At 65.7% G+C, this 14,221-nt stretch carries 13 protein-coding genes; 7 read left to right on the forward strand and 6 right to left on the reverse strand.

Translation table 11 applies throughout. From position 1 onward, the window contains the following. Positions 1-46 precede the first annotated feature (46 nt). On the reverse strand, positions 47-1,021 hold the full coding sequence (locus H4P35_RS12395; protein ID WP_062841165.1) for a DMT family transporter: 975 nt from the start codon (positions 1,019-1,021) through the stop codon (positions 47-49). A 93-nt stretch (positions 1,022-1,114) separates the two neighbouring features. Here H4P35_RS12395 and H4P35_RS12400 point away from each other — a divergent pair, with 93 nt between their 5' ends. The 7 genes from H4P35_RS12400 (at position 1,115) to H4P35_RS12430 (ending at position 8,452) form a co-directional block, all read left to right on the forward strand. Then, complete coding sequence (locus H4P35_RS12400; protein ID WP_180099389.1) at positions 1,115-2,002, forward strand: LysR family transcriptional regulator; 888 nt, start codon at positions 1,115-1,117, stop codon at positions 2,000-2,002. A gap of 344 nt (positions 2,003-2,346) precedes the next feature. Further along, positions 2,347-3,393, forward strand: a complete 1,047-nt coding sequence (locus H4P35_RS12405) for a TRAP transporter substrate-binding protein (protein WP_062841164.1) — start codon at positions 2,347-2,349, stop codon at positions 3,391-3,393. A 130-nt stretch (positions 3,394-3,523) separates the two neighbouring features. After that, positions 3,524-4,144, forward strand: coding sequence for a TRAP transporter small permease subunit (locus tag H4P35_RS12410; protein WP_226849232.1), 621 nt, complete (start codon positions 3,524-3,526; stop codon positions 4,142-4,144). Further along, a complete protein-coding gene (locus tag H4P35_RS12415; RefSeq protein ID WP_108005640.1) occupies positions 4,141-5,424 on the forward strand; it encodes a TRAP transporter large permease in 1,284 nt (427 codons plus the stop codon). Before H4P35_RS12410 ends, H4P35_RS12415 begins: the two co-directional genes overlap by 4 nt. 68 nt (positions 5,425-5,492) lie before the next feature. Next, complete coding sequence (locus H4P35_RS12420; RefSeq protein WP_056317422.1) at positions 5,493-6,176, forward strand: DUF2848 domain-containing protein; 684 nt, start codon at positions 5,493-5,495, stop codon at positions 6,174-6,176. Positions 6,177-6,266: 90 nt separating this feature from the next. Then, positions 6,267-7,616 (forward strand): amidase, encoded by a 1,350-nt coding sequence (locus H4P35_RS12425; RefSeq protein ID WP_108005722.1) that lies wholly within the window; start codon positions 6,267-6,269, stop codon positions 7,614-7,616. Between the two features lie 29 nt (positions 7,617-7,645). Next, on the forward strand, positions 7,646-8,452 hold the full coding sequence (locus H4P35_RS12430; protein ID WP_056317425.1) for a putative hydro-lyase: 807 nt from the start codon (positions 7,646-7,648) through the stop codon (positions 8,450-8,452). 68 nt (positions 8,453-8,520) lie between these two features. Here H4P35_RS12430 and H4P35_RS12435 read toward each other — a convergent pair whose 3' ends face one another. The 5 genes from H4P35_RS12435 to H4P35_RS12455 all read right to left on the reverse strand — a co-directional run bounded on the left by H4P35_RS12435 (position 8,521) and on the right by H4P35_RS12455 (position 14,197). Continuing rightward, positions 8,521-9,822, reverse strand: a complete 1,302-nt coding sequence (locus tag H4P35_RS12435; protein ID WP_226849235.1) for an alpha/beta hydrolase — start codon at positions 9,820-9,822, stop codon at positions 8,521-8,523. 195 nt (positions 9,823-10,017) lie between these two features. Next, complete coding sequence (locus tag H4P35_RS12440; RefSeq protein WP_226849237.1) at positions 10,018-11,088, reverse strand: porin; 1,071 nt, start codon at positions 11,086-11,088, stop codon at positions 10,018-10,020. Positions 11,089-11,420: 332 nt separating this feature from the next. After that, positions 11,421-12,722 carry a TRAP transporter large permease gene (locus H4P35_RS12445; protein ID WP_226849239.1) on the reverse strand — a complete coding sequence of 434 codons (1,302 nt, stop codon included), beginning with the start codon at positions 12,720-12,722 and terminating at the stop codon, positions 11,421-11,423. Further along, complete coding sequence (locus tag H4P35_RS12450) at positions 12,715-13,215, reverse strand: TRAP transporter small permease (RefSeq protein WP_223575598.1); 501 nt, start codon at positions 13,213-13,215, stop codon at positions 12,715-12,717. Before H4P35_RS12450 ends, H4P35_RS12445 begins: the two co-directional genes overlap by 8 nt. A gap of 7 nt (positions 13,216-13,222) precedes the next feature. Continuing rightward, positions 13,223-14,197, reverse strand: coding sequence for a TRAP transporter substrate-binding protein (locus tag H4P35_RS12455; RefSeq protein ID WP_226849241.1), 975 nt, complete (start codon positions 14,195-14,197; stop codon positions 13,223-13,225). Positions 14,198-14,221: the final 24 nt, after the last annotated feature.

Here is a 14,221-nt window from a genome sequence, read left to right on the forward strand (position 1 = left end):
CATTGTACGGGAGGCGGCAGGCCGGTGATGGGGACAGCGCCGCCGCTCAGCGCCGGGCCGTCGTGCCGGCGGCCGCCTGGGCCAGCGCGGCGCCCAGCGCGCGGCTGCGCCGCCATTCGATCATGCCGATGCCCACGCCGCTGGCGCAGATGATCGCAATGCCCAGCCAGGTGAGCGGGTCGGGAAAATGCCCCCACACCAGCCAGCCCACCGACGTGGCGCTGATGATCTGCAGGTAGATGAATGGCGCCAGCGTGGAGGCCGGGGCGCGGCGGTAAGCGGCAATTTGGAACAGGTGGCCCACGCAGCCGGTGATGCCGGTCGAGATCAGCACCATCCAGTCGAACGCCGACAAGGCCTGGAGCACGGGCAGGGCGGGCGGCAGGATGAAGGGCAGGGCGAGCGTCAGGCAGATCGTGCCCACGGCGCCGCTCCAGATCAGCGAGGTGAACGGATCGTCGCCGGCCACGCGGCGCGTGGCGATGAATTGCGCGGTAAAGCAACAGGCGGTCAGCAGGCCGAATATCGTGCCCACCGGGTGCAGGCCGCCGCCGGGGCGGATGACGATCAGGACACCGACGAAGGCGATGCCTGCGGCGACGAAGCGCGACATGCGCGCCGGTTCCTTCAGGATCCAGGGCGCCAGCGACAGCACGAGCAGCGGCGCCAGGAAATTGATCGAGGTGGCTTCGGCCTGGGGAATGTAGCTGAGGGTCGTGAAGAACATCAGCGTGGCCAGGAACATCGAGCCGCCGCGGATGAGCTGCTCGCGCGGCTTGGTGCTGCGCAGCACCCGCACGCCGCGCGCGGGCAGCACCAGCGCCAGGACGAGCACCAGATGGATGGCGTAACGGACCCACGACAGCACCAGCAAGGGCACGCCCGCGTTCATGACCCATTTTCCGCTCGCGTCCAGGCACGACAGGGTCCACATCGACAGCACGAGCAGCAGCACGCCGATCATCGGGCCGCGTGCGGTGGACGCGCCGGAGCGCGGGCGACCGTTATCGGCCGGGGACATGGCGGGTACTCCTTTCAGCGTACACAGGGCATGGCGCCTTTGGGGCGATGAGCGGCTGACATGATACGCTCATCCCGCCGGGGGAAAAGGCCAATGATAGAACTACGCAACGTCGAAACTTTTTTTTGGGTCGCCACACTGGGCAGCTTTCGGGCCGCATCGGACAAGCTCAACACCACGCAGCCCGCCGTCTCGCAGCGCATCGCGTCGCTCGAGGCCGATCTGGGCGTCAAGCTGTTCGAGCGCGACGCGCGCGGGGTCAAACTGACCGCCAAAGGACACGAACTCTTGTCGCATGCCGAACGCATGCTGCAGGTGCGGCGCGACATGTTCGAGGCGGCGCGCGAGCAAAACGTCATGTCCGGCACCGTGCGCATCGGTGTCGCCGAGACCATTGTGCAGACGTGGCTGCCCGCGCTCATCGAATTGATCCATGCGACCTATCCGGCACTGGTGCTGGAGATCGAAGTGGACACCACGCACGTGCTGCGTTCGCACCTGATGTCGCGCCAGATCGATCTGGCCTTCTTGATGGGGCCGGTGCTGGAGGCGCGCGTGGAGAACCTGCCGCTCTGCACGTATCCGCTGGCGTGGGTGGCCAGCCCGCTGCTGGATCTGGGGCCGGAGCCCTTGACGCTGGCCAGGATCGGCAAGCTGCCGATCATCACGTATCCCTCCAACAGTTCGCCTTACCGCGTGGTGCGCGACATGCTGACCCGGGCCGGCGTGACCTCGCCGCGCATGTACGGCAGCGCTTCAATGTCCATGGTGGTCCGCATGACGCAGGACGCGATCGGCACCAGCGTCATCGCGCCTGTGTTCCTGGGCAAGGAACTGGCCCGCGGCGAGTTGCGGATTCTGCAGGTGCAGGCCGACCCGCTGCCTGAGCTGAGCTTTACCGCCACGTGGGTGCAGGGCCCCGACAGTCATGCCGTGCGCGTCATTGCGCAGATGGCGCAAAAGGTCGCCGCGCAGGCCTGAGCGGGCAAAACAGCCGTAGGTGTTTTCCCGAGCCAGCGGCGTTGCGAGCTGCCCTGGGGCGTGTCCGCCAGGCTCTGTTTTGCACCCCGTCGATGGCCGCTAGGCCGCGCCAGTACGTCGTTTGCGGCTGATGGCGTTGCTTGGCGCCGCGAGACCCAAGAAAAATTTATACCCCCACATCGGAACATACGATTGGACGCTTGCCGCCCCTGGCGATGCAATGGCGCTCATAACGACGTAGGGCCTGGATATACCGATCCTTGACCACCGATTCCTACCGGCGCGCGACCAGGACAACGGGATCCCGCGCGCGACAGACGATCCCGCCAGCCAGGAGTTTTTCCATGAAGAAGTCTCTTGTTTTTGCCGCCGTCGCCGCCAGCTTGCTGGCCGGCGCCGTCCAGGCCCAGGACCTGCCCAAGACCCATCTGAAGATCGTGGGTGGCCTGTCGAACCTCACCGCCTACAACGACTACGAAAAGCCGTTCTGGACCAAGACCATTCCCGAGCAGTCCAAGGGGCAGGTCACGGCGGAGATCAAGGGCTTCAATGAAATGGGCTTGAAGGGGCCCGAGCTGCTGCGCCTGATGTCACAGGGCGTGATCGAATTCGGCACCGCCACGCTGTCTTACTTTGCCAGCGACAATCCGATCAACGAGGCCATCGACCTGGCTGGCCTGGCGCCCGACGTCAAGACCGCTCGCGCCGTCACCCAGGCTTTCGAACCCGTTTACGCCAAGCTTTACGGCGAAGGCAACAACGTCAAGCTGCTGGGCATCTCCACCTATCCGGCGCAAGTGCTGTTCTGCAATGCCGAGATCAAGGGCCTGGCGGACATCAAGGGCAAGAAGGTCCGCACGAGCAGCCGCACCACGGCCGAGTTCGTCGAGGCGCTGGGCGGCTCGAGCGTGACGATGGCCTTCGGCGAAGTCGTTCCCGCGCTGCAGAACAAGGTTGTCGATTGCGCCATCACGGGTTCGCTGTCGGGTTATTCGGCCAAGTGGTACGAAGTGTCCACCCACCTGGTCGCGCTGCCGATCAACTGGAACCAGCAGATCCACGCCGTCAACCAGAAGGCCTGGGACAAGCTGGATCCGAAGGTCCGCACGTTCCTGCAAGCCCAGATCACGACGCTGGTCGACAACATCTGGGATGCCGCCGCCCGCCAGACGCAGGAAGGCTATGACTGCAACACCGGCGCGGCTGCATGCCCGTTCCCGGTCAAGGGCAAGATGGTCCTGGTGCAGCCGTCCGAGGCCGACAAGGCGCTGCTCAAGAAGGTGGCGCAAGAGGCCGTCCTGCCCAAGTGGGCCGCCCGCTGCTCGGCGCAGTGCGTCAAGGACTGGAACGCCACCGTCGGCAAGACGCTGAACCTGACCGCCAGCAAGTAAGCGCCAGAAGGCGCCGGCCTTTGGGGCCGGCGCCAATTCCGGCCTGTGCGGCGCGCGGCAACCGTGACCCTGCATTCGGGTCGGCGGTGGCCGCCCGCGACGCCGGGTCGAGCCACCAGAGGTTCCCTTCATGACACAAACCGAACACTTCCGCCTGCTCGGCGGCCTGTTGCGGCGCGCCGAGAGCTTCTCCCGCGCGGCCGTGTGGGCCGGCGGCGCCCTGACGGTGGCTAGCGTGCTGCTGATCTCGTTCGACGTGCTGGCCCGCAAATTCCTGGGCTTCACGACCGGGGGCGCGGACGAGTTGTCCAGCTACGCCTTTGCCATCAGCACATCCTGGGCGCTGGCCTTTGCCACGCTGCAACGCGCGAACGTGCGCGTCGACGTGCTTTATCAATTTCTGCCGGTGCGCCTGTCGGCGGTGCTGGACTGGATCTCCATGGTGGCGCTGGCCGTCTTCATGGTGTTCCTCACGTATTACGCCTACGACGTGGTGGTGACCTCGTGGACCCAGAAGTCGGCAGCCAACACGCCGCTCGCCACGCCGCTTTGGATACCGCAAGGCCTGTGGTTGCTGGGCCTGGGTTGGATGTGCATCACGGTCGCGCTGATGCTGGCGCGCGCGTCGGCCGCGCTGGTCACGGGCGACATCGAACTGGTCAAGCAGATCTGCGGCGTGCGTTCGGCGCAGGAAGAGGCTGAAGAAGAAGCCGCCGCTGGCGAGCGCATGGTGAAGGGAGAAGCCGCATGATTGCCACCGCCTTGACACTGCTGCTGGTCCTGATCGGCCTGTCGATCCCCGTGGGCGCAGCCCTGGGGGTGCTGGGCTTGATCCTGGACCCGATGTTTTCGATGCTGCCGCTGACGCGGGCCATCGGCGAAATTTCGTGGAGTTCGAACAACGAGTTCCTGCTGGTCGCGATTCCGCTGTTCATCATGCTGGGCGAGGTGCTGCTGCGCGCGGGCTTTGCCGAACGCATGTACAGCGCGATGAGCCTGTGGCTGTCGTGGCTGCCGGGCGGATTGATGCACGCCAACATTGGCGCCTCGACCCTGTTCTCGGCGACCTCCGGCTCCAGCGTGGCAACGGCCGCCACCGTGGGTACTGTCGCCATTCCGCAGATCCGCAAGTACGGCTACAACGAGCCGCTGTTCCTGGGCAGCCTTGCCGCGGGCGGCACGCTGGGCATTCTGATCCCGCCGTCGATCAACCTGGTCATCTATGGCGTGCTGACCAATTCGTCGGTGCCCAAGCTGTACCTGGCCGGCATCATTCCGGGCTTTGCCATGGCGGCGCTCTTCATGCTGACGGTCGTGATCGCCTGCGTGGCCAAGCCCTCGTGGGGCGGCAAGAAAATCCGCGCGACCTGGGGCGAGCGCATCGCCAGCCTGGTGCACCTGGCCCCGCCGCTTGGCATCTTCTTCCTGGTGGTCGGATCGATCTACGCCGGCCTGGCGACGCCAACCGAGGCGGCCGCGCTGGGCGTGCTGGGCGCCTTCATCCTGGCAGCGTGGTTCCGTCGCCTGACGTGGTCGATGCTGCGCGAGGTGCTGGAGGGCACGATGCGGTCCACCGCGATGATCATGCTGATCGTCATCGCCGCCAGCTTCCTGAACTTCATCATGTCCGCCACCGGTTTGACCGACGCGCTGACCAAGTCCATCACCGGACTGGGCTTGTCGCCCGGCTGGATGCTGCTGATCGTGGTGATCTTCTACCTGGTGCTGGGCTGCTTCATGGAAACGCTGTCCATGATGATCACGACCATCCCCATCGTGGCGCCCATCATGATCGCGCTGGGTTACGACCCGATCTGGCTCGGCATCGTGATCATCATCCTGGTTGAGGCCGCGCTCATCACGCCGCCCGTCGGGTTGAACCTGTTCGTGGTGCAAAGCCTGCGCAAAAGCGGCGCCATGAGCGCGGTCATTGTCGGCAGCTTGCCGTTCGTGGCCGCCATGTTCGTGATGCTGGCGCTGCTGGCCTTCTGGCCTGACCTCGCCCTGTGGCTGCCGCGCGCCTTCGGTTGATGCGCTCTTGATACCGGCGCGGCCCAGCGGCCGCGCCATTCCCCATCCCCCTTATTCGCAGGACTGATATGAAAGCCGTATTCCAGATCGACGACGCCAATCCCCGCCAGGTGGAAGTGACCTTCAACAGCGTGATCGTGGCCGGTTGGGCCGGTCGCGACATGGCCGCCATCGAGCATCACATCGAAGAGCTGGCCGCCATCGGCGTGCCGCGGCCCAGCAGCGTCCCGCTGTACTACCGCATCGCGGAAAACCAGCTCACGCAGGCATCCAACGTGCAGGCGCTGGGCGAGGAATCGTCGGGCGAAGTCGAGACCTTTGTGTTCGCGGTCGATGGCGAGATGTACGTCAGCATCGCGTCCGACCACACCGACCGCAAGCTGGAGACCGTCAGCGTCGCGATGTCCAAGCAGGTCTGCGTCAAGCCTGTGGGCGCGCAAGCCTGGCGGCTGGCGGACGTGGCAGGGCACTGGGACGAACTCATCATCCGTGCCTACATCGTGGAAAACGGCGAGCAGGTGCTGTACCAGGAAGGCCCGCTGTCCACCCTGCGCACGCCCCAGGATCTGATTGCCGGCTACACGGGCGGCGGCGCCGTCCTGCCGGAAGGCGCGGGCATGACCTGCGGCACCGTCGCTGCCATTGGCGGCATCCGCCCGGCCGCCGACTTCACGATGGAGCTGCACGATCCGCGCCTGAACCGCACGCTGCGCCACCGCTATCATGTCGAGTCGCTGCCCGTGGTGGCCTGATCGCCAGCTTGCCGGGCATTGAACCCGGGCGCATTCCCTGCGAAGGCGCCCGTCCGAACATTTACGCCGCCAGGCGGCATTAGGACAATGATGGTTTCGACCTTGAATGATCTGACCACGGCCCTGCGCGAGGGCCGCAGCACCTCCGTCGCGTTGACCGAAGCCGCACTGGCGCGCGCGCAGGATCCGGCGGGCGAGGGCGCCCGCGCGTTCACCAAGCTTTATGCCGAGTCCGCGCTGGCGCAGGCGCGCGCGTCCGACACGCTGCGCGCGGCCGGCATCGTCCGGTCCGCAATCGAGGGGCTGCCCATCAGCATCAAGGACCTTTTCGACGTCCAGGGCGAAACCACGATGGCCGGTTCCGTGGCGCGCGAAGGCGAGCCCGCCGCCGAAGAGAGTGCCGAGGTCGTGCAGCGTTTGATCGCAGCCGGCGCCGTCATCATCGGCCGCACCAACATGACGGAGTTCGCGTACTCGGGCCTGGGCATCAATCCGCATTACGGCACGCCGCTCAATCCGTATGACCGCGCCACCGGCCGCATTCCGGGCGGCTCGTCGTCCGGGGCTGCCGTGTCGGTTGCCGACGGCATGGCCGTTGCCGGGATTGGATCGGACACGGGCGGTTCCGTGCGCATCCCCGCCGCGCTGTGCGGCTTGACCGGGTTCAAGCCCAGCGCGTGGCGCGTGTCCATGCAAGGCGTGCTGCCCTTGTCGGCAAACCTGGACTCCATCGGTCCCATCGCCGCCAGCGTCCGTTGCTGCGCTGAGCTGGACGCCATTTTGTCGGGCGATGCGGGGCCGTTGCCGCAGGCGTTGCCGGTGCGCGGCCTGCGCCTGGCCATCCCGACGACCTTGGCGCTGGATGCCATGGACAAGCACGTGTCGGACACCTTTGCGGCGGCCGTGCAACGCCTGGAAGCGGCCGGGGCCTTGGTCGACCGGATCGAGATTCCGGAGTTCGCCGCGCTGGCTTCCATCAACAGCAAGGGCGGCTTCACGGCCGCCGAGGCCTGGGCCTGGCACCAGGACCTGATCGCGCGTGCGGGCAAGCGTTACGATCCGCGCGTGGTGTCGCGGATCATGCGCGGGCAGGACATGTCCGCGGCCGATTACATCGCGCTGCTCGATGCGCGCGAGGCCTGGGTCGCGGCGGTGGATCACCGCATCGCCGGCTATGACGCGCTCATCATGCCCACGACACCCATCGTGGCGCCGCCGGTGGCCGATCTGCAGGCCTCCGACGAGGCCTACTACGCCGCCAATGGCCTCATCCTGCGCAATCCCACCCTCATCAACTTCCTGGATGGCTGCGCGCTGTCCCTGCCGTGCCACGCACCGGGCACCGCGCCCGTGGGCCTGATGATCGCGGCCAGCAACGGGGCGGATCGCCGTGTCCTGGGCATCGGCTTGTCCGTGGAAGACCTGTTCGCCGGCCGCTGACCGGCAATCTTTTCGCAACGAGAGAATGCATGCCTGACGTAGATAACGTTAGAACCAGCCTGGCGCTTGCGCGTCAGGCGCGGCTGGACGCCCGCAGCGGACGCCTGACGGGCCCCACGGCGAATCTGGCGCCGGGACACGTGCAGGCCAACCTGGCGATCCTGCCGCGCGCCCTGGCGGCGGACTTCCTGCATTTTTGCCAGCGCAACCCCAAGCCGTGCCCCTTGCTGGCCATGTCCGAGCCCGGCGACCCGGCGTTGCCGGAGCTGGGCGCGGACATCGACATCCGCACCGATATTCCGCGATACCGGGTCTGGAAAGACGGCGAGCTGGTGGCCGAGCCGACGGACGTGCGCGACCTGTGGCGCGACGATCTCGTGTCGTTCCTCATCGGCTGCTCGTTCTCGTTCGAAGAGGCGATGCTGGACAACGGCTTGCCCGTGCGCCACATCGAACAGGGCAGCAATGTGCCCATGTACCGCACCAACATCGCGACGCAGCCCGCAGGCGTATTCGGCGGTCCGCTGGTGGTGTCGATGCGGCCCTTGAAAGCCGCCGACGCCATCCGTGCCATTCAGGTCACGTCGCGGTTCCCGTCGGTGCATGGCGCGCCCGTGCACATCGGCGACCCGGCGCTGATCGGCATCGCGGATATCGGCAGCCCCGATTACGGCGATCCCGTCGAGATCCGGCCGGGCGAGATGCCGGTCTTCTGGGCCTGCGGCGTGACGCCGCAGTCCGTGGTGGCGGCGGTGCGCCCCGAGTTCTGCATCACGCATGCGCCCGGGCACATGCTGGTCACCGACCTGATCAACAGCCGCATGGCGGTGTTCTGATCCGAGCCGGTCGCGGGGGTCTGCGACCGGTCCTCCGCTACCGGCCCTCCGCCTCCGGTCGTCCCCCCTCAGCGCGTGAGCATCAAGGCTTTGACGCGCTGGTCGTAATCGGGCGGAAACGTCCAGAATCGCATTCCCTGCTGGGTATAGCCCTCTTGCAGGCCGCGTTCGGCCGGGGCCTTGTGCCACAGGAACTGCATCAGCACGTCGCTGCTGACCCAGGCGTTGCCGAACCAGAAACTGTGCGCGCGGCGGTTCAGGTCCGGAATGGCCCGGGGATCCACCCAGATCATGTCGAAGTTCAACTGCTGCGAGGCGGCGTTGATGAACTGGACCTGCTCCTCGGTCAGGTCGTCGGCGCTGGGCCGGCCCGCGCGTGACGCGCGCTGGTGGCGCGCCGCAAAGCGCAGGGCGCGGTCGTCCAGGTTGGCGCCCAGGCTGACGCGTTCGGTCAGGTCGATGTATTGGCGCAGGTCGGTGACGAAGCGGTACGTGTCTTCATCCGGGGCCGCGAAATAGATCTGCCCAAGCCGCAAGCGTGCCCGCAGCGCCTCGCGGGTCTCCCCGTTCTTCGGCTGGGCCAGCGTCGCGAGTCCTTCACTGGCAATGCGCGCACCGGCGCTGAAGGCAAGCACGTTGATGTGCTCGGCTTTCGTGTTGCGTGCAAGCAGCTCGATCAGACGGGCAAACGCGGGCACGGACTGCCGCGCCGCGCGCACGTCCGTGGCATAGGCAAGCAGGCTGGCCGCCGAAGGCCACAGAAACACCAGCACCACGGCCTGCCGTCCCGTGAAGTGATGGAACTGCGCGGCCTGCGCGGTGCCGCGCCATACGGCGTTATTGAAGCCATGCACGTAGATGATCAGGTCGCGGTGCCGGCTGACCGCCAAGGCGTCGTTGATGAGCGCGAAATAAGCCTGCGCCTCGGGCGAGCTTTCCGCGTCGCTTTGCGGGCCTAGCGCAACCAGCTCTTCTATGCGTTCCAGGCTGAGCACGGGCCGGCCGCGCTGGCTGTCCGAGGTGGACAATTGGCGCAACTGGTCCCAGTCCAATGTGCCGTCGCCGATCTGCACCTTGGCCACGCCCAGGCGCAGCGTGTCGCTGGGAAAGATCGAATAAAAGGGTTGGCGCGATTCGAGAAAGACGGCGCGGTTGGTGGCGTACAGCAGGGGAATGGCGGTGATGTCGGCCGCGGCCTTGTGCGCGAAGGGATCGACCTGACCGGTCGTGAACTTGACCGGCGTGGGCATCAGCTGCACCGGCGATGAACAGGCCGCCAGCAGCACGCTGACCGTCACCGCCATGGCCGTCCATGCCGTCCGCCGCAGGCGGTCAAGCGGGACAAGCGCGCAGGCATCGAGAAGACTCATACGGCGGGCCCGGTTCATGGTGAGGAAGCGGCGCCGCGGGGGGATGGCGATGAACGCGCGGGGCCGGGGACATTCCACGGAAAACGGCAAGGCACGCGTGGGATTGTCGCCGTGGTCCAGGCGGCAATCAAGGGGGAGGGGAGTGTCTGACACCCTTGGAAGACGGCGTTACATGGGTGTCAGACACGTCGGAGGTTAAAAGATGTGCCTGAACCCCACCGCTGCGCCAAGCTGGTTGCTCTTGCCTGCGATTTCGCCGCTGGCGGCGTCGCTGACCTTGTTCCAGTCGACGGTGCCGTACAGTTGGGACCGCTTGGACAGCGAGTATTCGGCCACGGCGACCAGCGCGTAGCGTTTGCCCTTGTCGCCTTCCACGACCACGTTCTCGCTGCGGTCGTAGTAGGCCGCGCCCGTGATGGCCCAGCGCGGGGTGGCTTGCCAGGTCACGCCGGCGAAGTAGCCGTCGTCCTTGCGGTCCAGACTGGCGGTGGTGGTGCCGCCCATGACGCCATTGACCCAGCCGGTTTCATCGCGGCCGTTGAAGTACCCTGCGAAGACCTTGGTCGATTCAAATTGGTAGGACGCGTTCAGGTTCCAGACGCGCTGGCGTTCGTCGGAATCGGTGGCGGCGTACGTCTGCTGCCAGGCCGCGCCCAGGCCGAGCTGGCCGATCGTGTAGCGCAGGCTGGCGCCGTACTGCTGGCCGGCCTTGCGGTCGTCCCAGTCTTCGCCGTTGGCCCACGACGCCACGACGGACAGGTTGCCGAACGTGTTGGCGTACTTGGTCATGTTGTTGGTGCGCACACGCGACATGGCGGCGGGCAGCCAGGCGTTCTGCTCGTAGTTGCCGACGGTCAGCGGGTCGAAGTAGTCGGCCAGCAGGTCGAACATGGGCGTGTTCTGCAGGCCCAGCGTCAGCGTGCCGATGCTGCCGCCGTCAAGGCCAACGTACGCCAGGCGGCTGAACGCCTTGGACGGATCGGAACCATTGCCGTTCTGCAGATTGATGCCGTTTTCCAGGCGGAAGAAGGCGCGGTTGCCATTGCCCAGGTCTTCCGAGCCGCGCAGGCCCCAACGGCTGTTGGAGATGGCGCCGTTCTCCATGCTGATGCGGCTGCCGTCTTGGCCAACGGCCCCGGAGCTGGTGCTCAGGTAGCGGATGCTGACGTCAGCAATGCCGTACAGGGTGACACTGGTTTCCGCGTGGGCCGCGCCGGCGGCCAGGCCCAGGCCGGCTGCCGCCAGCGATAGGGTGAAGCGTTTCATGTTGGACTCCTCCAGGTGTAGCTCATTTATGGTTGCGCCGCGCTTGTGGCGTGGCTTGCCGCGCCCGGCGAGTTGCCGGGCGCCTGGCCGCTGCACCGACGCCATGAATGGGCGCGGGTCCGGAGCAGCAGCCAGCTTTGCAGTGTTGCGTCCTGCCGGTGCCGCACAGGAACGCCTGGGGATTCTAAGTAAGTTGCCGTGCGCAGAATATCGAAAAGATTCGGCGTTTTCCCGGGTTTACAGGCCGGCAAGCGCGCACCGCCTGAATAACGGACGGACGGAAAAGAAAAACCCCGTTCGCGGAACGGGGTTTTTGTGGTGTTGGCGCGACGTTACAGCGTCATGTGTAGCGGCAGCCAGGTGGCGATGCCAGGCACCAGATAGAGCAGCAGCACGGCCACGATCATCAGGATGAACATCGGCAGCGAGGCGCGCGCGATGTAGGGCAGTTCACGCCCGCTCATGCCGGACAGCACGAACAGATTGAACCCCACGGGCGGCGTGATCTGGGCCATTTCCACCACGAACACGACGAAAATCCCGAACCAGATCAGGTCGATGTTTGCGGCCTGCACGGTCGGCAGCAACACCCCCATGGTCAGCACGACGATCGAAATGCCATCGAGGAAGCAGCCGAGCACGACAAAGAACACCATCAACGCCATGATGAGGCCAAACTGCGACAGGCCAAGTCCGCCAATCCATTCCGCCAACGCGCGCGGCAGGCCGATGTAGCCCATCGCCAGCGTGAGGAACTGGGCGCCCGCCAGGATCAGCGCGATCATGCAATACAGACGGGTGGCGCCCAGGAGGGACTGCTTGAAGGTGGAGCCGTTAAGCGACCCCTGCAGCGCCGACAGGATCAGCGCGCCCACCACACCCACCGCCGCCGCTTCCGTGGCGGTGGCGATACCAGTGTAGATCGATCCAAGGACCGCGCCGATCAGCAGCAGCACCGGAATCAGATGGCGCGAGCGTGACAGCTTCTGCATGAACGTCAGGCCCGGATCCGCCGCCGGCACTTCGCCGGGATTGCGGATCGCCCACCAGGCGATATAGCCGCTGAACAGCAGCGCGAGCAGGATGCCTGGAATGATGCCGGCGATGAACAGCTTGGCGATGGACACATCGGCCGCCACGCCGTACACGATCATGATGATCGAGGGCGGGATCAGCAGACCGAGGGTGCCGGCGCCTGACAGCGTGCCGAGAATCTTCTCCTCGGGGTAGCCGCGGCGCGTCAGCTCGGGGATGGTCATCTTGCCCACCGTTGCGCACGTGGCGGCCGACGAGCCTGACACGGCGGCAAAGATCGCGCAGCCGATAACGTTCGTGTGCAACAGGCGCCCCGGCACCCGGTTCAGCCAGGGGGCGAGCCCCTTGAACAGGTCTTCGGACAGCCGTGTTCGGAACAGGATTTCACCCATCCACAAAAAGAGCGGCAGGGCGGTCAGCGTCCAGCTGGACGAGGCGCCCCAGATCGTGACGGCCATGGCGTCGCCGGCCGGGCGGCTGGAGAAGATCTCCATGCCGATCCAGGCAGTGCCCGCCAGGGTCAGGCCGACCCAGACCCCGCAGCCGAGCAGGACGAAGATCGAGACGACCAATAAGGTGATGACGAGAAGTTCATTCATGGGTTTGCTGCGAGGTTGCGGCGGCGGCGCCGCGCGAACGGCGGACCAGTTCGTCGACGAGTGCGATGAAGAACAGGATCGTGCCCACGGCCATGGTCGTTTGCGGGATCCAGAGCGGCGTGGCGTCGTTCGACGTGGAAATGTCGTTGAACAGCCAGGAGTCGTAGGTGAGCTTGACGCTGAAGAAGGCGAAGGCAGCGGCCAGCAGGCAACCCACGGCCAGGGCGAAGATGTCCAGCCGGCGGCTGCCAGCGGGATTCAGCGAATTGAGCAGCAGCGTCACACGGATGTGCTCGCCGTGCTTGAACGTGCTGGCCAGCGCAAGAAAGCCCGCGGCGGCCATGAAGTAGCCGGCGTAGGCGTCAGTGCCGGGAATGTTGAAGCTGAGCTGGCGGGCGATGATCGCCGCCAGCACCGAGACGAGCACACCTATCGTGCACAGGCCGGCCAGAAGGCCGGCCGCGCCGTACAGGTTATCCAGAAAACGGCGCATGGCGATATCACTGCTTCTTGTAGGCGTCGATCATGGCCTGGCCGTCCGCGCCAGCCTTCTTGAGCCAGTCGTCCAGCATGCGCTTGCCGATCACGCTCAGGCCTTCCTTGAGCTCAACCGTGGGCTGGATGGTTTCCATGCCGTTCTTGGCCAGTTCGGCCTGATACCACTTGTTCTTTTCCTGCGACAGCTTCCAGCCGCGCTCTTCGGCTTGCGCGGCAGCCTTCTTGAGCGCTTCCTGCGTGTCGGGGTCCAGCGCGTCAAACGCCTTCTTGTTGACGATGATGGCGTTCTTGGGCAACCAGGCCTGCGTGTCGTAGAACTTCTTGATGTACTCGTACGTCTTGGTGTCGTAGCCGGTGGACGCCGACGACATGTACGAATCGATCACGCCGGTGGCCAAGGCCTGCGCCAGTTCGGCCTGCTGCACGGTGACGGGCTGGGCGCCGACCAGTTCGGCGATCTTGGCCGTGACCGGGCTGTAGGCGCGCCACTTCAGGCCCTTCATGTCGCTGATCTGCTTGATGTCCTTGTTGGCGAAGATGCCTTGGGGCGGCCACGCCACGGCGTACAGCAAGGTCATGCCTTGCGAAGCCAGCTTCTTTTCCAGGAACGGCTTCTGGGCCTGGTACAGCTTGAACGATGCGTCGTAGCCGGTGGCCAGGAAGGGCAGGCCGTCCAGTTCGTAGATCGGGTCTTCGTTGGCGAAGTTGGTCAGCAGGATTTCGCCGATCTGAGCCTGGTTGCCTTGCACAGCGCGCTTGATTTCCGGCGCCTTGTACAGCGAGGCATTGTTGTGCAGCGTGATCTTGAGCTTGCCTTGCGACAGCGAGTCGACGTCCTTGATGAAGGTCGTCAGGTTCTCGACGTGGAAGTTGCTCGCCGGGTAGGCGCTGGGGAGGTCCCACTTGGTCTGGGCCTGTGCGCCCGCGCTGAATGCCAGGACGATGCTGCCGGTGAGCAGCGAGATTTTCTTGTACATGGTGGTCCTTCTTTGCGAATGGTG

The sequence above is a fragment of the Achromobacter sp. 77 genome, assembly GCF_020541125.1.
GTDB classification, from domain to species: domain Bacteria; phylum Pseudomonadota; class Gammaproteobacteria; order Burkholderiales; family Burkholderiaceae_B; genus Achromobacter; species Achromobacter mucicolens.

Coding starts and splice junctions, on each gene's coding strand:
- H4P35_RS12410 (WP_226849232.1), top strand. CDS start 3,524: ATGACACAAACCGAACACTTCCGCCTGCTCGGCGGCCTGTTGCGGCGC.
- H4P35_RS12425 (WP_108005722.1), top strand. CDS start 6,267: ATGGTTTCGACCTTGAATGATCTGACCACGGCCCTGCGCGAGGGCCGC.
- H4P35_RS12415 (WP_108005640.1), top strand. CDS start 4,141: ATGATTGCCACCGCCTTGACACTGCTGCTGGTCCTGATCGGCCTGTCG.
- H4P35_RS12445 (WP_226849239.1), bottom strand. CDS start 12,722: ATGAATGAACTTCTCGTCATCACCTTATTGGTCGTCTCGATCTTCGTC.
- H4P35_RS12440 (WP_226849237.1), bottom strand. CDS start 11,088: ATGAAACGCTTCACCCTATCGCTGGCGGCAGCCGGCCTGGGCCTGGCC.
- H4P35_RS12455 (WP_226849241.1), bottom strand. CDS start 14,197: ATGTACAAGAAAATCTCGCTGCTCACCGGCAGCATCGTCCTGGCATTC.
- H4P35_RS12450 (WP_223575598.1), bottom strand. CDS start 13,215: ATGCGCCGTTTTCTGGATAACCTGTACGGCGCGGCCGGCCTTCTGGCC.
- H4P35_RS12400 (WP_180099389.1), top strand. CDS start 1,115: ATGATAGAACTACGCAACGTCGAAACTTTTTTTTGGGTCGCCACACTG.
- H4P35_RS12435 (WP_226849235.1), bottom strand. CDS start 9,822: ATGAGTCTTCTCGATGCCTGCGCGCTTGTCCCGCTTGACCGCCTGCGG.
- H4P35_RS12420 (WP_056317422.1), top strand. CDS start 5,493: ATGAAAGCCGTATTCCAGATCGACGACGCCAATCCCCGCCAGGTGGAA.
- H4P35_RS12395 (WP_062841165.1), bottom strand. CDS start 1,021: ATGTCCCCGGCCGATAACGGTCGCCCGCGCTCCGGCGCGTCCACCGCA.
- H4P35_RS12405 (WP_062841164.1), top strand. CDS start 2,347: ATGAAGAAGTCTCTTGTTTTTGCCGCCGTCGCCGCCAGCTTGCTGGCC.
- H4P35_RS12430 (WP_056317425.1), top strand. CDS start 7,646: ATGCCTGACGTAGATAACGTTAGAACCAGCCTGGCGCTTGCGCGTCAG.